Source organism: Pseudomonas chlororaphis subsp. aurantiaca (assembly GCF_013466605.1).
GTDB classification, from domain to species: domain Bacteria; phylum Pseudomonadota; class Gammaproteobacteria; order Pseudomonadales; family Pseudomonadaceae; genus Aquipseudomonas; species Aquipseudomonas chlororaphis_I.
This window is the reverse complement of the sequence record NZ_CP059162.1, coordinates 357,937-382,971: the sequence shown is the minus strand read 5'-3', so window position 1 is coordinate 382,971 and position 25,035 is coordinate 357,937. Positions and strand designations below refer to the sequence as shown.

General features: G+C 64.1%; 22 protein-coding genes. 12 read left to right on the top strand and 10 right to left on the bottom strand.

The features are described 5' to 3' along the window. Nucleotides 1–129: 129 nt before the first annotated feature. The 4 genes from H0I86_RS01665 to H0I86_RS01650 form a co-directional block, all read right to left on the bottom strand. Nucleotides 130–330 (bottom strand): hypothetical protein, encoded by a 201-nt coding sequence (locus tag H0I86_RS01665; RefSeq protein WP_180923676.1) that lies wholly within the window; start codon nucleotides 328–330, stop codon nucleotides 130–132. A 246-nt stretch (nucleotides 331–576) separates the two neighbouring features. After that, the gene (aguA, locus tag H0I86_RS01660; RefSeq protein ID WP_180923674.1) at nucleotides 577–1,683 is read right to left on the bottom strand and encodes an agmatine deiminase; all 1,107 of its coding nucleotides are present in this window, start codon (nucleotides 1,681–1,683) and stop codon (nucleotides 577–579) included. A 4-nt stretch (nucleotides 1,684–1,687) separates the two neighbouring features. Further along, nucleotides 1,688–2,566, bottom strand: coding sequence for an N-carbamoylputrescine amidase (gene aguB, locus H0I86_RS01655; RefSeq protein ID WP_180923672.1), 879 nt, complete (start codon nucleotides 2,564–2,566; stop codon nucleotides 1,688–1,690). 287 nt (nucleotides 2,567–2,853) lie between these two features. Continuing rightward, nucleotides 2,854–5,766, bottom strand: a complete 2,913-nt coding sequence (locus H0I86_RS01650; RefSeq protein WP_180923670.1) for an aminotransferase — start codon at nucleotides 5,764–5,766, stop codon at nucleotides 2,854–2,856. A gap of 223 nt (nucleotides 5,767–5,989) precedes the next feature. Here H0I86_RS01650 and rfbB point away from each other — a divergent pair, with 223 nt between their 5' ends. The 7 genes from rfbB to H0I86_RS01615 are packed head-to-tail and all read left to right on the top strand — an operon-like array spanning nucleotide 5,990 to nucleotide 13,113. Beyond that, complete coding sequence (gene rfbB / locus H0I86_RS01645; RefSeq protein WP_180923668.1) at nucleotides 5,990–7,072, top strand: dTDP-glucose 4,6-dehydratase; 1,083 nt, start codon at nucleotides 5,990–5,992, stop codon at nucleotides 7,070–7,072. Continuing rightward, on the top strand, nucleotides 7,069–7,944 hold the full coding sequence (gene rfbA, locus H0I86_RS01640; RefSeq protein ID WP_180923667.1) for a glucose-1-phosphate thymidylyltransferase RfbA: 876 nt from the start codon (nucleotides 7,069–7,071) through the stop codon (nucleotides 7,942–7,944). Before rfbB ends, rfbA begins: the two co-directional genes overlap by 4 nt. Beyond that, complete coding sequence (rfbC, locus tag H0I86_RS01635; RefSeq protein ID WP_023970037.1) at nucleotides 7,941–8,486, top strand: dTDP-4-dehydrorhamnose 3,5-epimerase; 546 nt, start codon at nucleotides 7,941–7,943, stop codon at nucleotides 8,484–8,486. The genes rfbA and rfbC overlap by 4 nt, the downstream gene beginning before the upstream one ends. Beyond that, nucleotides 8,483–9,364 carry a dTDP-4-dehydrorhamnose reductase gene (gene rfbD, locus H0I86_RS01630; protein ID WP_180923665.1) on the top strand — a complete coding sequence of 294 codons (882 nt, stop codon included), beginning with the start codon at nucleotides 8,483–8,485 and terminating at the stop codon, nucleotides 9,362–9,364. The genes rfbC and rfbD overlap by 4 nt, the downstream gene beginning before the upstream one ends. A gap of 36 nt (nucleotides 9,365–9,400) precedes the next feature. Beyond that, a complete protein-coding gene (locus tag H0I86_RS01625; RefSeq protein ID WP_180923663.1) occupies nucleotides 9,401–11,209 on the top strand; it encodes a sensor histidine kinase in 1,809 nt (602 codons plus the stop codon). Next, entirely contained in the window at nucleotides 11,206–12,606 is a 1,401-nt protein-coding gene (locus tag H0I86_RS01620; RefSeq protein ID WP_180923661.1) for a sigma-54-dependent transcriptional regulator, read from the top strand. The genes H0I86_RS01625 and H0I86_RS01620 overlap by 4 nt, the downstream gene beginning before the upstream one ends. Nucleotides 12,607–12,657: 51 nt before the next feature. Beyond that, nucleotides 12,658–13,113 (top strand): YiiD C-terminal domain-containing protein, encoded by a 456-nt coding sequence (locus H0I86_RS01615; protein WP_180923659.1) that lies wholly within the window; start codon nucleotides 12,658–12,660, stop codon nucleotides 13,111–13,113. Between the two features lie 143 nt (nucleotides 13,114–13,256). Here H0I86_RS01615 and cysQ read toward each other — a convergent pair whose 3' ends face one another. Together cysQ and nudE are read right to left on the bottom strand one after the other, a co-directional pair. Next, entirely contained in the window at nucleotides 13,257–14,084 is an 828-nt protein-coding gene (cysQ, locus tag H0I86_RS01610) for a 3'(2'),5'-bisphosphate nucleotidase CysQ (protein ID WP_180923657.1), read from the bottom strand. Nucleotides 14,085–14,095: 11 nt separating this feature from the next. After that, the gene (gene nudE, locus H0I86_RS01605; RefSeq protein ID WP_007931715.1) at nucleotides 14,096–14,662 is read right to left on the bottom strand and encodes an ADP compounds hydrolase NudE; all 567 of its coding nucleotides are present in this window, start codon (nucleotides 14,660–14,662) and stop codon (nucleotides 14,096–14,098) included. A gap of 89 nt (nucleotides 14,663–14,751) precedes the next feature. Here nudE and yrfG point away from each other — a divergent pair, with 89 nt between their 5' ends. Further along, nucleotides 14,752–15,414 carry a GMP/IMP nucleotidase gene (yrfG, locus tag H0I86_RS01600; RefSeq protein WP_180923656.1) on the top strand — a complete coding sequence of 221 codons (663 nt, stop codon included), beginning with the start codon at nucleotides 14,752–14,754 and terminating at the stop codon, nucleotides 15,412–15,414. Between the two features lie 119 nt (nucleotides 15,415–15,533). On the opposite strand, the gene lysM is transcribed toward yrfG, so the two are convergent. Beyond that, a complete protein-coding gene (gene lysM, locus H0I86_RS01595) occupies nucleotides 15,534–15,974 on the bottom strand; it encodes a peptidoglycan-binding protein LysM (protein ID WP_009046477.1) in 441 nt (146 codons plus the stop codon). 138 nt (nucleotides 15,975–16,112) lie between these two features. Here lysM and H0I86_RS01590 point away from each other — a divergent pair, with 138 nt between their 5' ends. The 4 genes from H0I86_RS01590 (at nucleotide 16,113) to H0I86_RS01575 (ending at nucleotide 21,108) form a co-directional block, all read left to right on the top strand. Then, nucleotides 16,113–17,000, top strand: coding sequence for a LysR family transcriptional regulator (locus tag H0I86_RS01590; RefSeq protein ID WP_124349105.1), 888 nt, complete (start codon nucleotides 16,113–16,115; stop codon nucleotides 16,998–17,000). 94 nt (nucleotides 17,001–17,094) lie between these two features. Continuing rightward, the gene (gene fdhD / locus H0I86_RS01585; protein WP_180923654.1) at nucleotides 17,095–17,934 is read left to right on the top strand and encodes a formate dehydrogenase accessory sulfurtransferase FdhD; all 840 of its coding nucleotides are present in this window, start codon (nucleotides 17,095–17,097) and stop codon (nucleotides 17,932–17,934) included. Further along, a complete protein-coding gene (locus H0I86_RS01580; protein ID WP_180923652.1) occupies nucleotides 17,931–20,279 on the top strand; it encodes an FdhF/YdeP family oxidoreductase in 2,349 nt (782 codons plus the stop codon). Before fdhD ends, H0I86_RS01580 begins: the two co-directional genes overlap by 4 nt. Before the next feature lie 349 nt (nucleotides 20,280–20,628). Further along, nucleotides 20,629–21,108: a glycine zipper domain-containing protein gene (locus tag H0I86_RS01575; RefSeq protein WP_180923650.1), complete on the top strand. Its 480-nt coding sequence runs from the start codon at nucleotides 20,629–20,631 to the stop codon at nucleotides 21,106–21,108. A gap of 125 nt (nucleotides 21,109–21,233) precedes the next feature. On the opposite strand, the gene H0I86_RS01570 is transcribed toward H0I86_RS01575, so the two are convergent. From H0I86_RS01570 to H0I86_RS01560, 3 genes are all read right to left on the bottom strand, one after another. After that, nucleotides 21,234–21,665, bottom strand: a complete 432-nt coding sequence (locus H0I86_RS01570) for an acyl-CoA thioesterase (protein WP_180925778.1) — start codon at nucleotides 21,663–21,665, stop codon at nucleotides 21,234–21,236. A gap of 68 nt (nucleotides 21,666–21,733) precedes the next feature. Beyond that, nucleotides 21,734–22,966 carry a 3-hydroxyacyl-CoA dehydrogenase gene (locus tag H0I86_RS01565; protein ID WP_180923648.1) on the bottom strand — a complete coding sequence of 411 codons (1,233 nt, stop codon included), beginning with the start codon at nucleotides 22,964–22,966 and terminating at the stop codon, nucleotides 21,734–21,736. 112 nt (nucleotides 22,967–23,078) lie between these two features. After that, the gene (locus tag H0I86_RS01560; protein WP_180923646.1) at nucleotides 23,079–25,013 is read right to left on the bottom strand and encodes a RecQ family ATP-dependent DNA helicase; all 1,935 of its coding nucleotides are present in this window, start codon (nucleotides 25,011–25,013) and stop codon (nucleotides 23,079–23,081) included. Nucleotides 25,014–25,035 lie beyond the last annotated feature (22 nt).

The following is a 25,035-nucleotide window of genomic DNA, read 5'->3' as shown; positions in this document are numbered from 1 at the left end:
GCCATCGCCTGAGCGCGGCGGCGGCCTGGCGTCCGCTGTGCGGCCGATCGCAGCCTGCGGCAGCGGCTACATTCGCGCAAAAAAAAAGCGCTGCCATCCGGGCAGCGCTTTTACCAATCCGTTGTTTGCTTATCCTTCCAACACATCCCACAACGCTTCGAGTTCCGCCTCGCTGAACAAACCAGCAGGGTAACGATCGAGGATCATCCGGCGTGGGTCGGTTTCCCGGACCTGTCGCGTTCCATTGGCTTTCAACCATTGCGCCAGAACCTGAAGCGATTCGCTATTCATTGCCAAGGGATGTGAAGTCCGCTCGCTGACCCTATTCATCTCCAGCGCTCTCTCCCGGTTTGTGAGCGGCTAACTTATCCAAGGTTTATGACAGAACATCGCAGTTCCACCAGCCTCAGAGTGACCTCGCGAGAGATACAAGAGCTATGCCAAGGTCTCGCGACTGCGGGCTTTCGGATACAAAAAAACCCGCAGTCCATAAGGGCTGCGGGCTTGCCGGGCGACGCCGGATTGGATCCATGTAGCAGCCCGTCAATCAGGCGTCACAGGCTGTTACAACAACACTCAAACCTTGTGCGGCGCCGGTTGCTGTTGGGTAAGGCAATGGATATTTCCGCCCCCCAGTAACAACTCGCGACCCGGCACCATCACCACCTCGTGTTGCGGGAACAGGTTCTGCAGGATTTCCTTGGCCTGGGCATCCAGGGGGTCGTCGAAACTCGGGGCGATGATGCCACCGTTGACGATCAGGAAGTTCACATAGGAACCGGCCAGGCGCACCGACGGATTACGTTCCTGGGTGCCATCCACCGGGTCGACGCCCGCGCACTCTTCTTCGGTCGCGTACAGCGGCCCAGGAATCGGCATCTTGTGCACCGTGAACGGGCGCCCCTTGGCATCGGTGCTGTCTTGCAGCACTTTCAGCGCCGCCTGGCAGCGCGGGTAGTTCGGGTCCTGCGGGTCGTCGGTCCAGGCCAGCAGCACTTCGCCCGGGCGCACGTAGCAGCAGAAGTTATCCACATGGCCGTCGGTTTCGTCGTTGTACAGGCCGTCCGGCAGCCAGATGACCTTATCCACCGCCAGGTGGGCGCTGAGCACCGCTTCGATCTCGGCACGGTTCAGGTGCGGGTTGCGATTGCGGTTGAGCAGGCACTCTTCGGTGGTGATCACCGTGCCTTCGCCGTCGACGTGAATCGAGCCGCCTTCGAGCACGAAGCCCTCGGTGCGGTAACGCGGGCTGCGCTCGATCTCGAGGATCTTGCCGCCCACCTGCGAGTCACGGTTCCACGGCGAATACAGGCCGCCGTCGAAACCGCCCCAGGCGTTGAAGTCCCAGTTCACGCCACGGACTTCGCCCTTGTCGTTGATGACGAAGGTCGGGCCGGTATCCCGGACCCAGGCGTCGTCGCTGGACATCTCCACCAGGCGGATATTCGGCACGTCCAGGCGTGCCCGGGCATTTTCATATTGGCCCGCGGAGACAGCCACGGTCACCGGTTCGAAGCGGGCGATAGCCTTGGCCACCGCTACGTGCGCGGCTTGCGCCGGCTTGCCGCCCAGGCGCCAGTTGTCCGGGCGCTCGGGCCAGATCATCCAGGTCTGGGTCTGCGTCGCCCACTCGGCTGGCATGTAGAAGCCGTCGGCGCGAGGGGTGCTGTGCAAAGTGGTCATGGGTTCAGGACTCCAGGGAACCGTCGAGGGTTTTGATCGCGCTGTACAGGTTCGGCCGACGGTCGCGGAACGAACCCCAGGCGCTGCGAATGTGTTCCAGCTCGTCGAGGTCGAAACTGTGGACAAGAATACCTTCTTCAGTCTCGTTCAGTTCTTCAACCTTCTCGCCGAACGGGTTGGCGATGAACGACGAACCGTAGAAGGTGATGTCGTAGCCGTCCTGCTCCTCGTTGCCGATGCGGTTGCTGGCGATCAGCGGCATCAGGTTGGCGCCGGCGTGGCCTTGTTGCACGCGCTGCCAGTGGTCGCGGGACAAGATGCTCTTGTCGTGGGGCTCGCTGCCGATGGCGGTCGGGTAGAACAGGAGCTCCGCGCCTTGCAGGGCCATGCTGCGGGCGCACTCGGGGAACCACTGGTCCCAGCAGATGCCCACGCCGATTTTCGCGTAACGGGTGTTCCACACCTTGAAGCCGGTGTCGCCCGGATTGAAGTAGTACTTTTCGTGATAGCCAGGGCCATCCGGAATGTGGCTTTTACGATAAATCCCGAGGTTGCTGCCGTCGGCGTCGATGATCGCGATGCTGTTGAAACGCGCACGCCCGGCCAGCTCGAAGAAGCTGATCGGCAGCACCACCTGCAGCTCCCGGGCGACCTTCTGGAAGTGGGCGATGGCCGCGTTGCCTTCCACCGGGGTGGCCAGCTGCAGGTAGTCCGGGTTCGGCTTCTGGCAGAAGTACGGGGTCTCGAACAGTTCCTGGATCAGGATGATCTGCGCGCCTTTGGCGGCGGCCTCGCGGACCAGTTTTTCCGCGGTCTCGATATTGGCTTCGAGGTCCCAGGAACAGGCCATCTGGGTTGCGGCGACGGTAACGATACGGCTCATGAATCATCTCCTGGGCAGCAGCAAAGGACCGATGGTGGCATCGGCCGATGACAGAAAAGGGCAAGGCCGGACCCGGCTTGGCCGGGTCCCGACAGGGATGACTTTATATCCGATAAAAATCGACTTTAGAAGTGTATAAATATAATCCATGAAAAGATATGACGATAAATACCGATTGTTATCGGTATTTATCGAGGTTTTTAGGGTATCTGTACAGGGCGCTATCGCGGGCAATGACTGGGCGTCCCCCCGCTCCTACAGAAGCATCGGTCTTGTAGCTCGTGACTTCAGAGCCCCTCGTCCAGCACCTTCGCCAACATGTCGACAAAGAAGTCGACGCTCTGGCGCGTGGTGACCATCGGCGGCTTGATCTTGAGGATGTTCAGGTAGTCGCCGGTGGGCTGCATGAAGATCCCCAGTTCGCGCAGGCGATCGCACAGCAGGGCGGTCTCCTCCGTGGCCGGCTCCAGGGTCTGGCGATTGCGGATCAGCTCCAGCCCCAGGTAGAACCCTGAGCCATGCACTGCGCCCACCAGCGGATAACGGTCGATCAGGGCTTCGAGGCGCTGCTTGAAGTGGCCGCCGACCACCTGGGCGTTTTCCCAGAGTTTTTCTTCCTGCATCACGTCCAGCACCGCCATGCCGATCCGGCAACTCACCGGGCTGCCGCCGGCCGAGGAGAAGAAATAACCTTCGGCCTCCAGCGCTTCGGCGATCTCCCGGCGGGTGATCACCGCCCCCAGCGGCTGGCCGTTGCCCATGCCTTTGGCCATGGTGATGATGTCCGGCACCACGCCCTGCTCTTCGAAGCCCCAGAAGAACTTGCCCATGCGCCCGTAGCCGACCTGCACCTCGTCGGCGATGCACACCCCGCCCTGGGCGCGGACCAGGGCGTAGACCTGCTTCAGGTAACCCGGCGGCAAAGCGATGCCGCCGGCGTTGCCATACACCGGCTCGCAGATGAAACCGGCCAGCTGGCGCTTCTGCTCCGCCAGCTTGGCCAGGTTGTGTTCGACGCTGCGCACGTAATCCGGGGTGCTGTTCTGGCCGCGGAACTCGCCGCGATAGGTATTGGGCGCGGTCACCGGATGCACCCAGTCCGGGCGGCTGCTCAGGGCCTGGGGGTTGTCGGCGATCGAGGTGGACACCGCGTCCGCGCCCACCGTCCAGCCGTGGTAGGCCTCCAGCACGCTGAGCATGTCGCGCCCACCGCTATAGGCCCAGGCCAGGCGGATCGCCAGGTCGTTGGCCTCGCTGCCGCTGTTGACCAGGAACACCCGGTCCATGGAGTCCGGCGCCAGCGCCAGCAGACGTTCGGAGAACTCGGCAATCGCTGCGTAGTGGAAGCGCGAGTTGGTGTTGAGCAGCGACCATTGGCGCGCGGCCTCGGCGGCCATCCGTGGATGTCCGTGGCCGAGCACCGCGACGTTGTTGAGCATGTCCAGGTAGGAACGGCCCTGCATGTCGATCAGATGGTTGCGCCAGCCGCGCTCGATACGTGGCGGGTCGACGTAATAGTGCTTCTGCGAGCGGGCGAAACTGGCATCGCGTCGCGCCAGCAAGGCTTGCGGATCGAGCTCCGGCTCGGCATCGCAGGCCAGGCCCAGCAGCGCCGCCGGCGACGGGCACAGCGCCTGCCATGCCGCGGCTCGCGATGGGGTACAGAACAGCGGCGGATCAAGCTGAACGCCACGGCACAGCTGGACCTTGAGCCCGCCGTCCACCGTCCCCAGCACCTGGCCTTTGACCAGCGCCGCGCCGGCATGCACCGAGGGCGTGACGCCCCATAGCCGCACACTCAATTGCGGGCCGTCGAGGCGCAACGCACCGTCGGCGGCGCGGTGCAGCACCCCGGCAAAAGGCGCTTCGACCGCCGTGCCCGACGGCACCTGCAACTGCACATGCAAGGGGAAGGTGTCCGGCTCGACGGCACTGTCCGGACAGGTCCGGGACAGGCGGTACTGCCCGTAGCGACTGGCCGCCAGTCCATGGGCCGCGGCGGCCTGCTGCAACAGCTGGGTATCGATCTCCGGCTGCTCCCAGTTGCCGGCCTCGAAGTGCGGGCTGAGCACGCCCAGGTCGATCAGGGCGAACTCGCGCCCCACCAGGCCCGGCAACAAGGGGGCGAAACCTTCGCCGGCGATGGCCGGCAGCGCCTGACCGACCGCCCCGAGGATCGCCGCTTCCATCAATTCGAACGGCACCGAAGTGGCGACGCGGAAGATTTCCCACTCGTGGTTCAGGTTGTCGCGGCTGTACTGATTGTTCGGGTCGATGCTTACCTGCTGTTCGCCACTGAGCACCAGCACCGCGGCGCGGGCCACGATCAGCGGCCATAGCGCCAGCAACTCGACCTGTTGCAACGGATTGACCGCGTGATAGGCGCGGACCGCCGGCAGGATGCAGAACGGATCGCCCTCGGCATGGTGCAGCAACGCCGCGCAGGTCACCGACAGGTCGGTGATGCGCCAGGTGCGGATCAGGTCGCCGAAATCGATCACCCCCTGCACCTGCCAGTGGCGCTGGGCGTCACGCTGCCAGACCACATTGTCGTCGGTGATGTCCAGGTGGATCGCCTGCACCGGCAACTGCTCGGCCAGACGCTGCACACGGCGCTCTGCCTGCTCGGCCACTTCGGCGATCAGGCTGCGCTGCTGCTCGTCGGCGATCACCGGCAACAGGTGATGGATCAGGCTATGGGCGTGACGCGCGTCCCATTGCAGGGTGCGCGTAAGTCCTGGGTGCTGGAAGTCCGCCAGGGCCAGGTCCATCTGCCCGCACAGCCGGCCAAAGCCGGCTGCCAGCTCGGGGCCCAGGTGCTTGAGGTGGGTCAGCGGCTGGCCTTCGATGTAGTCGAGCAGCCGCACATGCAGCGCCTGGCCATCGACGTCCAGCGACAGCAGGTCGGCGCCGTTCTTCGCCAGGATCACCCGGGGTACGTGCAGTTCGGGGTGGTTGCCAAGATGCTTGAGCGCCGCGTGCTGGGCTTGTAGTTCCAGGGCCGCATAGTCGCCACGGCAGATCTTCAGGACAAACCGCCCCTGGGGGCTGTCGAGCCGGTAGTTGAGATCCTGCTGGCTGCCCAACGATTGCAGCGTGCCGCCAAGGCCGTAGTGCACTTCGAGCAGGTCCAGCGCCTGCTGTGGGGTGACCTGCGGACCGGGCAGGCTGGCGCGGTGAATCAACGTGGCGAGCAACATGGAACGACCCCTGGAATTATTGTCAGATGCGTATATCGCCACTGCGCCGGGCGTTACGCAACCCCCAGGCCCGGGCAGTCGACAAGGGCTGCACCGCCGCCGGGAAGCTAAACAGGATGCCAATACCCGGGCCAGACGTCGGCGGCCCTTGCAGCGGCCGCTGGCTGCCGACAAGCTATGCTCCATTTGCGACTCCACGTCTTAGGGAAGAAGGCCTACCCATATGCGCATTCTCGTTACCGGCGGTGCCGGTTTTATTGGATCGGCGCTGGTTCGCCACCTGATCCGCAATACCGAACACGAAGTGCTCAACCTCGACAAGCTGACCTACGCCGGCAACCTGGAGTCGCTGTCGAGTATCGCCAGCGACACCCGCTACGAGTTCGTCCAGGCCGACATCGTCGACCAGGCCACCGTCAGCGCCCTGCTCGAGCGCTTCCAGCCCCAGGCGATCATGCACCTGGCCGCCGAGTCCCATGTCGATCGTTCCATCGACGGTCCTTCGGACTTCATCCAGACCAACATCGTCGGCACCTACAGCCTGCTGGAAGCCACGCGCGCCTATTGGCAGACCCTGCCGGCAGCGGAGAAAAGCGCCTTCCGCTTCCACCATATTTCCACCGACGAGGTGTACGGCGACCTGCACGGCGTCGACGACCTGTTCACCGAAACCACGCCCTACGCCCCCAGCTCTCCCTACTCCGCCAGCAAGGCCGCGTCCGACCACCTGGTCCGCGCCTGGCAGCGCACCTACGGCCTGCCGGTACTGGTCACCAACTGCTCGAACAACTACGGGCCGTTCCACTTCCCGGAAAAGCTCATCCCGCTGGTGATCCTCAACGCCCTGGCCGGGAAGCCACTGCCGGTGTATGGCAACGGCCTGCAAGTGCGTGACTGGCTGTTCGTCGAAGACCACGCCCGCGCCCTGCTCAAGGTAGTGACCGAAGGCGTGGTCGGCGAGACCTACAACATCGGCGGCCACAACGAACAGACAAACATCGACGTGGTGCGCGGCATCTGCCAACTGCTGGAAGAACTGGCGCCACGCAAGCCCGAAGGCGTGCAGCACTACGCCGACCTGATCACCTTCGTCCAGGACCGCCCCGGCCATGACCTGCGCTACGCCATCGACGCCGGCAAGATCGAGCGCGAACTGGGCTGGGTACCACAAGAAACCTTCGCCAGCGGCCTGCGCAAGACCGTGCAGTGGTACCTGGACAACCAGGAATGGTGCCAGCACGTGCAGGACGGCAGCTATCAAGGGCAACGGCTGGGCTTCACTGACTTCAAGGATCTGATCGCATGATGAAAGGTATCGTTCTGGCGGGTGGCTCGGGCACCCGCCTGCACCCGATCACCCTGGGTGTATCCAAGCAACTGCTGCCGGTCTACGACAAACCGATGATCTATTACCCGATCTCGGTGCTGATGCTGGCCGGCATCAAGGACATCCTGCTGATTTCCACGCCCCAGGACCTGCCGCAGTACCGCAACCTGCTGGGTGACGGCAGCCAGTTCGGGGTGCGTTTCAGCTACGCCGAACAACCGTCGCCGGACGGCCTGGCGCAGGCGTTCCTGATCGGCGAGGAATTCATTGGCGACGACCCGGTGTGCCTGATCCTCGGCGACAACATCTTCCACGGCCAGCACTTCACCGAGAAGCTGCAGAACGCCGCGTCGAAACCCTCCGGAGCGACGGTCTTCGGCTACTGGGTCAAGGACCCCCAGCGCTTTGGCGTGATCGATTTCGACGAACAGGGCAATGCCCTGTCGATCGAAGAAAAACCCCTGCATCCCAAGTCCAGCTATGCCGTGACCGGGCTGTATTTCTACGACAACTCGGTGGTCAGCATCGCCAAGGCGGTCAAGCCTTCGGCACGCGGCGAGCTGGAAATCACCGACGTCAACAATGCCTACCTGCAACGCGGCGACCTCAGTGTCGAACGTTTCGGCCGTGGTTTCGCCTGGCTCGACACCGGAACCCACGACAGCCTGCTGGAAGCCTCGCAGTATGTGCAGACCATCGAGCACCGCCAGGGCCTGAAAGTCGCCTGCCTCGAGGAAATCGCCTACAACCAGGGCTGGATCGACCGCGAGCACTTGCTCGAGCACGCCAAGTACTTCGGCAAGACCGGTTACGGGCAATACCTCTACAGCCTGGCGGGAGAAGCCCAATGAAGGTCCTGGCCACCGAACTGCCCGGCGTGCTGATCATCGAGCCCAAGGTCTTTGGCGACGAGCGCGGTTTTTTCTACGAGAGCTTCAATGCCAAGGCGTTCGAAGCCGCGACCGGCGTGCGCACCCAGTTCGTCCAGGACAACCATTCGCGCTCGCAAAAGGGCGTGCTGCGCGGCCTGCACTACCAGATCGAAAACACCCAGGGAAAACTGGTGCGGGTCGTCGCCGGCGAAGTGCTCGACGTGACAGTGGACATCCGCCGCAGCTCGCCACACTTCGGCAAATGGGTCGGGGTGCGGCTGTCCGCGGACAATCACCGCCAGCTGTGGGTACCGGAAGGCTTCGCCCACGGTTTCGTGGTGCTGAGCGAGTACGCCGAGTTCCTCTACAAGACCACCGACTACTACACCCCGGCGTCCGAACGCTGCATTCGCTGGGACGATCCGACCCTGGCCATCGACTGGCAACTCACGGGCCCGGCGCAGCTCTCGGCCAAGGATCAGGCTGGCAAGTTGCTCAGCGAAGCCGAGCTGTTCCCATGAGCAGCCGGTTGAAGATCCTGATCAGCGGCCAGCACGGCCAGGTCTCCCAGGCCCTGCAACAGCGCCTGGGAAACCAGCACGAATTGATCGTGCCCGGGCGCGGCCTGCTCGACCTGACAAACCCGGACGCCATTCGCCAACAGGTACGCAGCCTGCGCCCGCAACTGATCATCAACGCGGCCGCCCACACCGCCGTCGATCAGGCCCAGAGCGAGCCGGAGCTGGCCTTTGCGATCAATGCCAGCGCCCCCGGGGTGTTTGCTGAGGAGGCACGGGAACTGGGGATCCCGCTGATTCACTACTCCACCGATTATGTCTTCGACGGCAGCAAGCAGGCCCCCTACACCGAAGACGATGAACCCAACCCACTGAGCGTCTACGGCCAGAGCAAACTGGCCGGCGAACGGGCCATCAGCGCAGTCGGTGGCGAACACCTGATCCTGCGCACCAGCTGGGTGTATTCGAACACCGGCAAGAACTTCCTGCTGACCATGCAACGCCTGTTGCAGGAAAAACCGCACTTACGCGTGGTGGCCGACCAGATCGGCGCGCCGACCTGGGCCAGCACCATCGCCGCCAGCACCGCCGCGCTGATCGAGCGCTGGCAGGCGGGCAAGCCAGGAGAATGGGGGACCTACCACCTGACCGCTGGTGGCGAGACCTCCTGGTTCGGCTTCGCCACGGCCATCGGCGAACACCTGTTGGCCCGGGGCAAGGCCTGCGCGACCCTGGAGGCAATCCCCTCCAGCGCCTATCCGACACCCGCACCGCGCCCCCTGAACTCCCGCCTCGACTGCAGCCGCCTGGCGCGAGAGTGGAGCGTGGTCCAGCCTGAGTGGCGCAGCGCATTGCACGAGTGTCTTGCCGGGCAGGGCTAGGCATAATGCGCTTGTACTCACAGGCGCACGGCTCTCATGACCCCACCTCTCCCCCGACGCCCCCGCTGGCGTAGCCTGGCTTTGCTGGCCCTGTGCCTGGCGCCGCTGCTGTGGCCGCTGGAGCACCTGGCCGAGCGTTATTACCGCAGCGAACTGGCGGGCCAGAACCGCCAGACCCTCGACCTCTACGTCGCCAACCTGCTGGGCACCCTGCACCGCTATGAAGTGCTGCCGCAGATTCTCGGCGAGCTGCCGGCATTGCGTGCAGTTCTCGGTGCGCCGGACGACGGCGTGACCCAGGGCAACGCCAACCGCCTGCTGAAAAACATCAGCGCCCAGACCGGGGCCGAAGTGATGTACCTGATGGACACCTCCGGCAATACCCTGGCGGCGTCCAACTGGGACAAACACGACAGTTTTGTCGGCCGTAACTTCTCCTTCCGCCCGTATTTCAGCGAGGCCATGGCCGGGCGCCTGGGGCGCTTCTTCGGCCTGGGCACCACCTCGGCCAAGCGTGGTTATTTCTTCGCCGCCGCCGTGCGCAACGGCGAGAAAATCATCGGCGTGCTGGTGGTCAAGGTCGACCTGGACCACACCGAAAGCCTCTGGGGCAAGACCCCTGAGCAACTGGTGGTCACCGACCACAATGGCGTGGTGATTCTCACCTCGCGGGCAGAATGGCGCTTCCGCTCGACCCGTCCGCTGAGCGAAGAAGAAAGCAAGGCCATAGTCGCCATCCAGCCCTACCCGACCCGCGATCCACGGCCGTTGAACCTCGACTCCAGCGCCTGGCTGACCCAGACCCGACAGATCGACGAAACCGGCTGGAGCGTGAGCATCCTGGCCCCGCGCACCCTGATCGACCGCCCGGTGCGCACGGTGGTGGCGGTGGGCGGCGCCACGCTGCTGGTGCTGATGCTGTTGCTCGGGCTGATGATGCAGCGCCGTCGCCACTACCTGGAGCGCATCGCCTTCGAAGCCAAGGCCCGGCGCGAGCTGGAAATGCGCGTGGCCGAACGTACCAGCGACCTGGAAGGCCTCAACCGTCGCCTCAGGCAGGAAGTGCTGGAGCGCGAGCACGCCCAGCAGGAACTGGTGCGCGCCCAGGACGACCTGGTGCAGGCCGGCAAGCTCTCGGCCCTGGGCACCATGTCGGCGAGCATCAGCCATGAACTCAACCAGCCACTGGCGGCGATCCGCAGCTACGCGGAAAACGCCGAGGTGCTGCTGGACCATCAGCGCACCGAGGACGCCCGCGGCAACCTCAAGCTGATCAGCGAATTGACCGGGCGCATGGCCTCGATCATCGCCCACCTGCGCGCCTTTGCCCGCCGCGACCGCCACGCGCCGGAAAGCGTTGCCCTGCAACCGGCGCTGGACGATGCCCTGGCGCTGCTGGCCAAGCGCCGACGGGCGATGGAAGTGGAGCTGATCCGCGACCTGCCGGCGGCCACCCTGTGGGTCGAGGCCGGGGAGACGCGGTTGCGCCAGGTGCTCGGCAACCTGCTGGCCAACGCCCTGGATGCGCTGACCGAAAAAGGCCCGCCGCGCAAACTCTGGCTGAGTGCCGAATCCACCGCCACGGGCGTCAATCTGTACATTCGCGACAACGGCCCGGGCTTCTGCATGGAGGCCCTGGGCCGCGCCGGCGAGCCTTTCTACACCACCAAGACCCGCACCCAGGGCCTTGGCCTGGGCCTGGCGATCTGCGACACCCTGATGCGCGCCTTTGGCGGTGAACTGTCGTTCTCCAACCACCGCGAAGGCGGCGCCCTGATTACCCTGAGGCTGCGCGCCGGCGCGCCGGGAGTGAGCCTGCAACCGTCCGAGGACCGCAGCGTATGAGTACACCGATCACCAGCGACGTGCAGGTAGTGCTGATCGACGACGATCCGCACCTGCGCCAGGCCCTGAGCCAGACCCTGGACCTGGCCGGGCTGAAGATCCTGCCGCTGGGTGAAGCCCAGGGCCTGGCCACGCGCCTGGAGCGCGACTGGCCGGGCGTAGTGGTCAGCGACATCCGCATGCCCGGCATGGACGGCCTCGAGCTGCTCAGCGAGCTGCACGGCCAGGACCCTGAGCTGCCAGTGCTGTTGATCACCGGCCACGGCGATGTGCCGCTGGCGGTGCAGGCGATGCGCGCCGGGGCTTATGACTTCCTGGAGAAACCCTTCGCCAGCGATGCCCTGCTCGACAGCGTGCGCCGGGCCCTGGCGCTGCGCCGCCTGGTCCTGGACAACCGCAGCCTGCGCCTGGCCCTGAGCGACCGCCAGGAGCTCAGCGCGCGGCTGGTCGGGCTGTCCGCGCCGATGCGGCGTCTGCGCGAGCAGATCGGCGCCCTGGCGGCGACCAAGGCCGACGTGCTGATCCTCGGCGAGACCGGCGCCGGCAAGGAAGTGGTGGCGCGAGCGCTGCACGACCTGTCGAGTCGGCGCAACGGTCCGTTCGTGGCGATCAACGCCGGCGCCCTGGCCGAATCGGTGGTCGAAAGCGAACTGTTCGGCCACGAGCCGGGGGCCTTTACCGGCGCGCAGAAACGCCGCATCGGCAAGTTCGAATTCGCCAACGGCGGCACGCTGTTCCTCGATGAAATCGAAAGCATGAGCCTGGATGTACAGGTCAAGCTGCTGCGCATGCTGCAGGAGCGGGTGGTGGAGCGCCTGGGCGGCAATCAACTGATCCCGCTGGACATCCGCATCATCGCCGCGACCAAGGAAGACCTGCGCCAGGCGGCCGACCAGGGACGCTTCCGCGCCGACCTCTACTACCGCCTGAATGTCGCGCCGCTGCGCATTCCACCGTTGCGCGAGCGCGGCGAAGACGCCTTGCTTCTGTTCCAGCATTTCGCTGACGAGGCCAGCGCCCGCCACGGCCTGCCGCCCCACGAACTGCAACCGGGGCAACGCGCCCTGCTGCTGCGCCACAACTGGCCGGGCAATGTGCGCGAACTGCAGAACGCCGCCGAACGCTTCGCCCTCGGCCTGGAGCTGGCCCTGGACAACAGCGCGCCGGATGGCACCCCGCAACCGGCGCCGACGCGGGTCGAGGGTGGCCTGAGCGAACAGGTGGAAAACTTCGAAAAGAGCCTGATCGCCGCCGAGCTGGCCCGCTCCCACAACTCGCTGCGCAGCCTTGCCGAAGCCTTGGGTATTCCACGCAAGACCCTGCATGACAAACTGCGCAAACACGGCCTGAGCTTCGGCGACAGCAGCGCCAGTTCTGGTAGCGACGACATCGATTGAACGATGCCGACTAACCTTGTTAAAGCACCATTTTCACCATCGAGGCCTTGCATGAACCGCGACAGTCGTCACCTGGAATCCATCCTCCATCACGACATTCCCCTGACGCGGGACATGGGCCTGAAAGTGCTCGACTGGCACGCACATGAGCTGCGCCTGCAACTGCCGCTGGAAGCCAACGTCAACCACAAGAGCACCATGTTCGGCGGCAGCCTGTATTGCGGCGCGGTGCTGGCCGGCTGGGGCTGGCTGCACCTGCGGTTGAAAGAAGCGGGGATCGACGACGGGCACATCGTGATTCAGGAAGGGCAGATCAACTACCCACTGCCGGTGACCAGCGACGCCACGGCCATCTGCGCCGCGCCGAGCGAAGAGGTCTGGCACCGGTTTATCAGCATGTATGAGCGCTACGGCCGCGCGCGGCTGATCCTGCACACCCGGGTGGTGAATGCCGGCAGCGATGAAGATGCGGTGCGCTTTACCGGGCAATACGTGTTGCATCGGTAACCCTGTAGCCGCGGGCGCAGCCTGCGATCGGCTGCGCAGCAGTCGTAAACCGCTAACGCGGTCTGTCAGACGGAAGTCGATCCAGGGCCGCTTCGGCGCAGTACCGCCCAGCCCGATCACTGGTTGCGCCAGCGGCTACAGAATCAGCCCCGCGCCAGTTCCAGCAAGCGCCCACGCCATGCGGCCTTGGCCGGCAGCGCCAGGAAGAAGCCGTTGAGCAGCGACTCCCGCGCCGGGTAGCAGAACGGCGCGCCACTCAGATCCAGCACCTCGCCTCCAGCACCCTCCAGCACGCCTTGGGCCGCCGCGGTGTCCCACTGCGAGGTCGGTGCCAGACGCGGATAACAATCCGCCGCGCCTTCGGCCAGCAGGCAGAACTTCAACGAGCTGCCGATGTTCGCCAGCTGCAACTCGCCCAGGGTCGCGCTCAGCCCGGCCAACAGACGTTCCTGCTCGGGGCTGGTATGCCGACGGCTGGCGACCACGGTGAAGGCTTCACCCGCCGTCAGGCTGTCACGCACGTGGATCGCCACCGGCGCCTCGCCCTTGTCCGCGCGCCATGCCCCAAGGCCGGCGCCGCCGAAATAGCAGCGACCGCTGGTCGGCATCGACACCACGCCAAACACCACCCGCCCCTGTTCGATCAGGGCGATATTGACGGTGAACTCTTCGCTGCCGGAGATGAATTCCTTGGTACCGTCCAGCGGGTCCACCAGCCACCAGCGCTGCCAGCCGGCACGCACGTCCCGAGGGATGTCGGCGTCTTCTTCGGAGAGCACCGGGATGCTCGGGTCCAGCGCGGTCAGGCCCTGCACGATCAGGTGGTGGGCCGCCAGGTCGGCCGCGGTCACCGGCGACTCGTCGGCCTTGCTGGTGACGGAGACGTTGGCGCGCCAGAACGGCAGGATCGCCTCGCCGGCCTTCAAGGCCAGATCGATCACCGGCGCCAGCAACGGGTGGGGAAAATTCATCGATTGTTCGCTCATGCTTGAAAGGCACCGCGCTGGGTCAGCAGGTCGCGGGCCAGGTACAACGCGGCCAGGGCGCGACCTTCGGTAAATTGTGGGTTCTGCGCCAGGCTCGACAGCTCGCGCAGGTTGATCTTGTCCACGCGCATCGGCTCGGGCTCGTCGCCCTCCAGCCGTTCTTCGTAGAGGTCGGTGGCCAGCACCACCTGGATCTTCTGGCTCATGTAACCGGGGGACAACGACAACTCGGTCAGGTGTTCCAGCTGCCGCGCGCCAAAACCGGCCTCCTCCTTGAGCTCACGCTCGGCCGCCGCCAGCACATCCTCGCCGGGCTCGATCAGGCCCTTGGGCAGCGACAGCTCGTAGGCGTCGGTGCCGCCGCAATATTCCTCGACCAGCACCGCGTGATCGGCATCGAGCATCGCCACGATCATCACTGCGCCGTAGCCCGCGCCCTTGCCCACCAGGCGCTCGTAGGTGCGCTCCACACCGTTGGAAAAGCGCAGTTGCACCGCTTCGACGCAAAACAGACGGCTGGTGGCGACGATCTCGCGAGCGAGTACGGTGGGTTTCTGGCGCATAAAAGGCTCCTTGGCGTGAACGCGCTACTATAACGCGGCTTTCCCGATTGTTTGTGTCGGATATCTTTCTCCCGTTCGAGACGTTTTCCATGCCCTTACTGCCCTGGCGCGACATCGATACCGTTCTGCTGGATATGGACGGGACCTTGCTGGACCTGCACTACGACAACCACTTCTGGATGGAGCACCTGCCCCAGCGCTATGCCGAGCTGCATGGCGTCAGCCGCGCCATGGCGGAAATGGAACTGCAGCCGCTGTTCGAACGTAACGCCGGACAATTGCAGTGGTATTGCCTGGACTTCTGGAGCGCCGAGCTGAAGTTGCCGGTGCGCGAACTGAAGCTGGAGACCGCCCACCTGATCGCCCTGCGCCCGGACGCCGACATCTTTCTCGCGGCGATCAAGCAGGCCGGCAAACGCGTGGTGCTGATCACCAATGCGCACCGCGACTCGTTGTCATTGAAGTTGGAAAAAGTCGAGCTGGCACCCTACTTCGAACGTTTGATCAGTTCCCACGATTACGGCTTCGCCAAGGAGAACCCGCAGTTCTGGGATGCGCTGCAAGCAGATATCGACTTCGATCCGGCACGCAGCCTGTTTATCGACGACACCCTGCCAATCCTGCGCAGCGCGCGGAATTTCGGCGTGGCCCATTTGTTGGCGGTGAGTGAACCGGATAGCCGCAAGGGGCCGAAAGACACCGCGGAGTTTGCCGCGCTGGGGGATTATCGAGAATTGATCGAGGGACTGTAGAGCAATCCTGTAGCCGCTGCCGCAGGCTGCGATCGACCGTGAAACGGTCGCAACGATGTTGATCGCTGAAGGTCCTTCGGACCTTATCGCAGCCTTCGGCAGCGGCTACAGACCGAGCATTACTCAGGAATGCGCAGTACCTGGCCCGGATAGATCTTATCCGGGTGCGACAGCAGCGGCTTGTTGGCCTCGAAGATCTTGTTGTACTTGTTGGCGTCGCCGTACACGGCCTTGGAAATGGCGCTGAGGGTGTCGCCTTTCTTCACGGTGACGAAACGCGCGGCGGCAGCCACAGGACCGGTGACGGTGATCTGGTCGTCCACGCTGCCGACACCTTCGATATTGCCCACTGCCAGCAGAATCTTTTCCTTCTCTTCCTGACTGGCCACTTCTCCGGTCACGATGACCTTGTCGCCTTCCACGGTAGCCTGGACGTTGGGGTTACCCAGGCCGACCTTGGCGATGTGCTCCTTCAACTGTTCGCTCGCATTGGCGTTACCCGGCGTCAACAAATCAATAAGCTTTTCGCCCGCTTCTTTCACAAAGCTAAAAATACTCATGGTGCACACTCCTTGGGTTTAATAGGTCCAGACGCGAAAGACTAGACCAGCCTTCAGAGACGAGGTTCAAAATCGACCAATGACTCTATGCACGGCAAGCGCGCTAGAATCGCCTCCCCCCGCGCCCAGGAAGCGAAGATGGACATCAAACAGCTGAAATTCCTCATCGCTCTCGACGAAACCCGTCACTTCGGCCAGGCCGCTGCGCGCTGCCACATCACCCAGCCAACCCTGTCCATGCGCTTGCGCAACCTCGAGGAAGAACTCGAGCTGCCGCTGGTCAACCGCGGCCAGCGTTTCGAAGGGTTCACCGCCCCCGGGGAACGGGTGCTGGCCTGGGCCCGCAGCGTGCTGGCCGCCTACGACGGGCTACAGGCCGAGGCAGCCGCCTGTCGCGGCAATCTGGTCGGTACCCTGCGCCTGGGGGTGGTACCGCTGTCGAGCTTCGACCCGCTGCCGTTGATGCAGCGCCTGCACCAGGCGCACCCGAATGTGCGCTTCGAGTTGTCGGCCCTGAGTTCCGAGCAGATCCTCGAACAGCTGGCGAGCAATCGCCTGGATATCGGCGTTTCCTATCTGGAGCGCCTGGACAGCGAACGCTTCGAATCCCTGGCCCTCGGCGAAACCCGGATGGGCCTGCTCTACGACCAACGCTTCTTCAGCTTCGGCGAGCAGCCCCTGAGCTGGGAGGCCGTGATCGAACTGCCGCTGGGTATGCTGACCAGCGGCATGCATTTTCGCCAGTCCATCGACCATAACTTCCACAGTCGCGGCCTCACCCCACAACCGCTGCTGCAGACCGATGCCGTGCATCAACTGTTGCAAGCCGTACATGGCGGCCTGTGCTGCGCGATCATGCCGCTGGACGGCGGCCTGGAAGCCCTCACCGAACACCTGCGCCTGCAGCCCATAGAAGACGCCAACACCCTGGCGCACCTGGGCCTGATCATGCGCCGCAGCGCACCGCGCTCGGCCCTGGCCGAGGCGTGCTTCGCCCTGCAGCAGAAATCACCGAGCGAGTCTTGATCGACGGCATCTATCGGCACATCAGTACTAGCAATTAGACGCGACACTTTGACGCGCTTAGTCTTAGGGCTGGATATTCCGCCGGTGATGCCCCATGAAACCCCAGCGCCCGGCTTGCGCGACGCCCACTGCGAAAACGCCCGCGCCCGCCGCCAGTCAGAACTACCGCTACAGCAACCTCGACCACACGGAATCGGCCAGTACCGCGCTCGCCGAGGAAGTCGCGCTGGCGATCGCCTATAACGGCATCAGCCAGGCCGTGATGCTGGTCACCCCCAGCGACCTGGAAGACTTCATCGTCGGCTTCAGCCTCGGCAGCGGCATCATCGGCGACGCGTCGGACATCTACGACCTGCAACTGAGCGGCAGCGGTTCGGCCCAGTACGCCCAGGTACAGATCTCCAGCCGTGCCTTCTGGAACCTCAAGCAGCAACGCCGGCAACTGGCCGGTACCAGCGGTTGCGGCCTGTGCGGCGTGGAAGCCGTGGAGCAGGCCCTGCCGGACCTCAAGGTGCTGCCCGGCGCGCCGTTGCCGCCGGCCCAATGGCTCGATGGCCTGCGCCAGCGCATCAGCGCCTTCCAGCCCCTGGGCCAGCACTCCGGCGCGGTGCATGCGGCGGTGTTCATGAACGCCCAGGGCGAGTTGCTGCTGGGCCGTGAAGATATCGGCCGGCACAACGCCCTGGACAAGCTGATCGGTGCGTTGATCCGCCAGAACATACCTACTGCCGGCGGCGTGGTCATCGTCACCAGCCGTTGCAGCCTGGAACTGATCCAGAAAGTCCTGCGTGCCGGCATCCAGACCCTGGTCAGCCTGTCGGCGCCCACCGGCCTGGCCCTGCAATGGGCACGCCGGCACAACCTCAACCTCATTCACCTGCCGCAAAAAAGTGCGCCACGGGTCTACAGCCCTGCGATGGAGAAACAAGCGTGACCACTCATCATCAAGCCGACCAGACACCTACCCCGCGCTACAAGCCCTACAAGGGCCCGGCCGGCGGCTGGGGCGCGCTCATCAGCGTCGCCCAGGCCTGGCTGACGAGTGACAACGCCCTGAAAAACCTCCGCATGATGCTCAAGACCAACCAGAACGGCGGCTTCGACTGCCCGGGCTGTGCCTGGGGCGATTCGCCGGAAAGCGGCATGGTCAAGTTCTGCGAGAACGGCGCCAAGGCGGTGAACTGGGAAGCCACCAAACGCCGCGTGGATGGCAAGTTCTTCGCCAAGCACAGCGTCAGCTCGCTGCTGGAGCAGAGCGACTACTGGCTCGAATACCAGGGCCGCCTGACCGAGCCCCTGAGCTACGACGCCGAGACCGACCGCTATAAGCCCATCAGTTGGGAAGCGGCTTTCGCCCTGATCGGCAAGCACCTGCGAGCACTGCCCAGCCCGGACATGGCCGAGTTCTACACCTCGGGCCGCGCCAGCAACGAAGCGGCATACCTGTACCAGCTGTTCGTGCGCGCCTACGGCACCAACAATTTCCCCGACTGCTCGAACATGTGCCACGAAGCCAGCGGCGTGGCCCTGGCGCAAAGCGTCGGCGTCGGCAAAGGCACCGTGACCTTCGACGACTTCGAGCATGCCGATGCGATTTTCGTCTGGGGCCAGAACCCCGGCACCAACCACCCGCGGATGCTCGAGCCGCTGCGCGAAGCGGTGAAACGCGGGGCCCAGGTGGTCTGCATCAACCCGCTGAAAGAGCGCGGCCTGGAGCGCTTCCAGCATCCGCAGCACCCGATCGAAATGCTCACCAACGGCAACAAACCGACCAATACCGCTTATTTCCGCCCGGCCCTGGGCGGCGACATGGCGGTGGTGCGCGGCATGGCCAAGTTCCTCCTGCAATGGGAACGCGACGCCCAGAAGACTGGCGCGCCGGCGGTGTTCGATCACGACTTCCTCAACGAACACACCGCCGCCGTGCTGGATTACCTGAGCGTCATCGACGACACCCCATGGGACGACATCGTCGAGCAGTCCGGCCTGACCCTGGTGGAGATCGAGCGCGCGGCGCGCATGTACGCCAAGGGCAAGAACGTGATCATGTGCTGGGCCATGGGCATCACCCAGCATCGCCATTCGGTGCCGACCATCCAGGAAATCGCCAACCTGATGCTGCTGCGCGGCAATATCGGCCGTCCGGGCGCCGGCCTGTGCCCGGTGCGCGGCCACAGCAACGTGCAGGGCGACCGCACCATGGGCATCAACGAACAGCCGCCGGTGGCCTTCCTCGACGCCCTGGAGCGACGTTTCCAGTTCAAGGTGCCGCGCAAGAACGGCCATAACGTAGTCGAGGCGATCCACGCCATGCTCGAAGGCCGTTCGAAAGTCTTCATCGGCCTGGGCGGCAACTTCGCCCAGGCCACCCCGGACAGCCCGCGGACTTTCCAGGCCCTGCGCAACTGCGACCTGACCGTGCAGATCAGCACCAAGCTCAACCGCAGCCACCTGGCCCACGGCAAGGAAGCACTGATCCTGCCGTGCCTGGGCCGCACTGACATCGACCTGCAGAGCGAAGGCGCGCAAGCGGTAACCGTGGAAGACTCCTTCAGCATGGTCCACGCCTCCAACGGCCAGTTGCAGCCGCTGTCGCCGCAGATGCGTTCGGAGCCGTCGATCCTCGCCGGCATCGCCGCCGCTACCCTGGGCAGCCACCCGATGGACTGGAACTGGCTGGTGGCCGATTACAGCCGCATCCGCGACCTGATCGCCGACACCATTCCCGGCTTCAAGGACTTCAACGAACGGGTGAAAAACCCTGGCGGCTTCTACCTCGGCAACTCGGCCGGCGCGCGGCGCTGGAACACTCCGTCAGGCCGCGCCAATTTCCGCCCGAACCTGCTGCCCAAGGATCTGGTGCATGAGCGCACCCGCGCCACCGGGCAGTTGCCGGACCTGATCATGCAGTCGATGCGTTCCCACGATCAGTACAACACCACCATCTACGGCCTGGACGACCGCTATCGTGGCGTGAAGGGCCAGCGCGACGTGCTGTTCGTCAACGAAGCCGACATCATCCGCCTGGGCTTCAAACCGGGACAGAAAGCCGACATCGTTTCGTTGTGGGATGACGGCCGCGAACGTCGGGTCAAGGGCTTCACCCTGCTGGCCTTCGATATTCCGGCGGGGCAGGCCGCGGCCTATTACCCAGAAGTGAACCCACTGGTGCCGCTGGAAAGCATCGGGGATGGCAGTTACACCCCGACCTCGAAGTTCGTCGCGATCCGCCTGGAAGCGGCCAGCGACAGCGGCTTGATCATGGCCCGGTCGGCCTGATCGACTAAATCGCTGACCCTATAGCCTCTGCCGCAGGCTGCGATCGTCTCCACAGGAGGCGTTGCTCTTGAGAGCGCTGGAAGGCGCTACGCGCCTTATCGCAGCCTGCGGCAGCGGCTACGCTCCGCGAGATGTTCCAGCGCCAACCAAATCGCAGGCACAAAAAAGGCCGCTTCCATCCAGAAGCGGCCTTTTCCAAGTAGCTACAGACTCGCAAAAATTGGATAAGTTCCCTACTAAAAACAATAAGTTACGAGATTGTGTACAACTCGTGCTATTCGTCGGATTTCGATTGTAAGCGCCTCAACACAGCCTCAGGATCGCGCCGTCATCCCTTTGAGGCTCCTCTATGAAGTTCTCCTCGATTCTCTTGTTGTCCCTTGGCCTGGTCAGTGGCATCGCCTCTGCCGGCGGCACCACAGAAGCAGGCGTGGGCGGCGCATTGGGCGGGGTTCTAGGCTCGGTCGTCGGTCAGTCGATTGGTGGTAGCACCGGTTCGACCATCGGTGCGGCCCTGGGCGGCGCGGGCGGCAGTGCCGTGGGTGCCGACAGACGCAGCCGTGGCGAAGCCGCTATCGGTGGTGCGCTGGGCGCAGCCGGCGGTAACGTGGTCGGTCGCAGCGTGGGGGGCACCACTGGCAGCCTGATCGGCGCAGCAGCAGGCGGTGGCGTCGGCGGCGCGCTGGGTAACCACATGGGCAACTCCAGCGATCGTGACGATCGCCGCTACCGCGACTATGACGACGACCGTCGCTACTACCGCGACGGCCACCCAGGTCGTGGCCATGCCTACGGGCATCGCAAGCACAAACGTCACTGGCGCGACTAAGACCTGAAACGGTCGCAGCCCGCTGACACAAAGACCGCAGCCTGACGGCAGCTCCTGCCAGACAGGGTCATCACCCCCGGGATGAACCCCAAGGAGCCGCTCGAAGGCTGCGGTTTTTTTGTGCCTTACATCAGCAAGCATTCCAGCGCTGCACGCAGCCCGGCGGGAATCCCCACCGGCTGATTCGATGCCCGATCGACGAACACATGCACGAAGCGCCCCGCCGCGCAGGCATCGGTTTCTCCCGCCTTGAACACCGCCAGCTCGTACTGCACCGAACTGTTGCCCAGTTTGCCGACGCGCAGGCCGATCTCGATGCGCTCGGGAAAAGCGATCGAGGCAAAGTAATCGCAGGCCGAACTCACCACGAAGCCCACCACCTCACCGTCATGGATATCCAGGCCACCCTCTTCGATCAGGTAGGTGTTCACTGCCGTGTCGAAGAAGCTGTAGTAGGTGACGTTATTCACATGACCGTACACATCGTTGTCGTGCCAGCGCGTGATGATGGGCTGGAAGTGGCGGTAGTCGGTGCGTTGCGGCATGCGGTCGGTTATTGGCTGGTTCTCGGAGGCGAGGTGTCTGGAAGGCGACCCTGCTGTGGTCGGTCAGGCGATCGACTATTTCAACCGATGGCCCGGTGATCGGCAAACCCTTTACCAGCCCGCGCCAGCTCGTCAATCAACCGCGCCGGCTTCCAGTGCGCGCCCATTTCTGCTTGCAGTCGCAGCAACCCTTGCTGAATGGACACCAGCCCCTGCCGATCCGCCCAGCTCATCGGTCCCCCCTTGTCCGCCGGGAAGCCATAACCGTTGAGGTACACCAGGTCGATATCGTGCGCCGAGCCGGCGATGCCTTCCTCAAGGATCTTCGCGCCTTCGTTGACCAGCGCCAGCAGACAGCGTTCGAGGATTTCCTCGGGACCGATGTCGCGACGACGGTAGCCCAGGCCTTCGCTGACCTCCTGAACCAGCGCATCGACCTGCACATCGTGTTCGGCCTGGCGACTGCCAGGCTCGTAGTGGTAATAGCCGTTGCCACTCTTCTGGCCGAACCGGCCCGCCTCGCACAGCCGATTATCCACCTGCACTTCGTGCGCCTCCTGGCCCTTGCCGGCCAGTTGCCGGGCGCGCCACTCCAGGTCGATGCCAACCACGTCATACATGCGGAACGGGCCCATGGCAAAGCCAAAGCCCTGCAATGCGGCATCCACCTGATAAGGGAAAGCGCCTTCCAGCAGCATCTTGCGCGCCTCCAGCACATAGGTGCGCAACATGCGGTTGCCGATGAATCCGGGGCAGTTGCCGGACACCACACTGACCTTGCCCATGCGCTCGCCCAGCGTCAGCGCGGCCTCGAGCACCTGCGGCGCAGTCGCGGCGCCCCGCACGATTTCCAGCAGTTTCATGATGTGGGCCGGGCTGAAGAAGTGCAGGCCCAGCACCTGTCGTGGCCGCCGGGTGACTGCGGCGATGGCATCGATATCCAGCGCCGAGGTATTGCTGGCGAGGATCGCTCGCGGCTGGAGCAGGCCGTCGATTTCACGGAAGATGTTCTGCTTCAGCTCGAGGTTTTCGTAGACCGCCTCGATCACCAGATCCACATCGCGGATCGCCGGATAATCCACCGCCGCGCTTACCCGGGCCAGGCGCGCATCGGCCTCTGCCTGATCGATCCGGCCCTGACGTACGTTGTGTGCATAAGTCTTGGCCACCGCTGTCAGCGCCTGTTCGAGCATCTGCGGATTGTTATCCACCCACTGCACCGCGACCCCGGCATTGGCCAGGCACATCACAATCCCACGGCCCATGGTCCCGGCACCGATCACTGCGGCGCGCTGAATGTCGATCTGGCTCATAGTGGCTCTCTTGTTGGTGGCTCGAAAACGCAAACCACCATAATCAGGCCCAGGGTATTTTTGAAATTTATTCGTGTGATGAGCGGCATTCAGCGGATGGATCGGGCAGTCATCAATCCTGGAAGTGGTGTTCGGCCCAATCGCGCACTTCGGCGTAGGGGTAGTCCTCGAGCACCGCAAACCCCTGGATCGACCGCGCCTTGAGCTTGGTGAACAGCGGTACGCTGATCCCGCACAGGAAACGCGTCAACCGTTCCGCCCCTGGAACCGTGCCGCTGTGCTGTTGGTGCCTGTGGATAAATTCACCGCACAGCGCTTCGAAGTTTTTATCCACAAGCGCGGGCAAGGCTGGCGGCTCCGGCAGGCGGGCCACCTGACCGTGGCACACTGAGCAATGCCCGCACCGCTGCGGTGCCTGGTCATCGCCGAAATACTGCGCCAGGCGATACCCCAAGCACTGCTCGGTGGCGAACAGCGCGAGCATCGCGTGGATCCGCGCGATCTCGCTGCTTTCGTGCTGCTTGAAATAGGCATGCAATTGCTGGCTCAGGGTCGCGGCATCGAAGCCCGTCTCCAGCAGGTTGTAGACCTCGGTCATCTGCTTGCTTTCCAGCTCGACCCAGCCCTTTTCCTGGAAGTAGTCCAGGGCCTTCACCACCCGGTTACGCTCGGCCTGATGCTGCTGATACAGCGCGTCGAAATTCACCGTGGCCCAGGTCCGGGCACGGCTGGAGGTCTCGATGATCGCCGCCACGAACTCCCGGCGTTCCCCCTCGAAACGCGCCAGCAGCACCTGCGGCTCCTCGAGGAACTTGAAGCGGTATTCGGCGAAGTAGGCGTAACGCGGCGCGATCAGCCCACGCAGCTCCAGCTGCACCAGCAAGGTCTTGAGCGGCAGCTGACGAATGTTGCTCTGGTCCGCCAGCGGCCCCAGCAGGAACTCCCATTGCCCGTCGGGCGCCGCGCCCTGCAACTCGTCCAGTACACAGCGAATACCTTCCAGCTCAGGCGTATCGCCGTAGACGAAGTTTTCCAGCACGTTGAGGCTGTCGCGATTGGCCAGCACCAGGCAGTCCGAAGGTTGGCCATCACGCCCCGCGCGGCCGATTTCCTGGCTGTAGTTTTCGATGGATTTGGGCAGGTCGAAATGCACCACATTGCGGATGTCGCTCTTGTCGATGCCCATGCCGAAAGCGATGGTGGCGACGATGCAATTGGACTGGCCAGCCATGAACTGGCGCTGGATGGCCTCGCGCTGCTCATGGGGCAGGCCGGCGTGATAGGCCTGGGCCTGGATGCCGTTGCGACTCAGATGCTCGGCAATGTGCTCGGCGGTTTTCTGCAAGGTGACATAGACGATGCTCGGCTGCCCGGGACGCTCGCTCAGCCACTGCACCAGGCGCCGGCGCTTGTCCTGGCCCTGCACCGGTTCCACCAGCAGGTTGAGGTTGGGCCGGTAGAAACCGGTGGTCACCACGTCCTGCCCGGCAATGGCGAATTTCGCCTGCATGTCGGCGATCACCTTGGGCGTGGCGGTAGCGGTCAGCAGCAGCGCCTGGGGAATGTTGAACTGGCGCTGGTAGTCCGGCAGCTTGAGATAGTCGGGGCGAAAGTTATGGCCCCATTCGGAAATGCAGTGCGCCTCGTCCACCACCAGCAGGGAAATCCGTACCTGCTGCAGGAAGTTGCGAAAGCGCTCGTTCTTCAGGCGCTCCACCGAGATCATCAGGATCTTCAGCTCACCGGAGCGCGCCCGCGCCATGACCTCGTTGGCGTCGTCGCGGCTCTGCGCCGAATCGATGCTCGCCGCGGCGATGCCGTGGTGCTGGAGGAACGCCAGTTGGTCCTGCATCAGCGCCAGCAACGGCGAGACCACCAGGGTCAGGTGCGGCAGCAGCAAGGCCGGCAGCTGGTAGCACAGGGACTTGCCGGAACCCGTGGGAAAGATCGCCGCCGCCGAGCGCCCGGCCAGTACCGCGCTGATCGCCGCCTCCTGGCCGGGACGAAACTGTGGATAACCGAAGACCTGTTCGAGGGTGTCGTGCATAAGCTGTCACTCCTTTGACCGC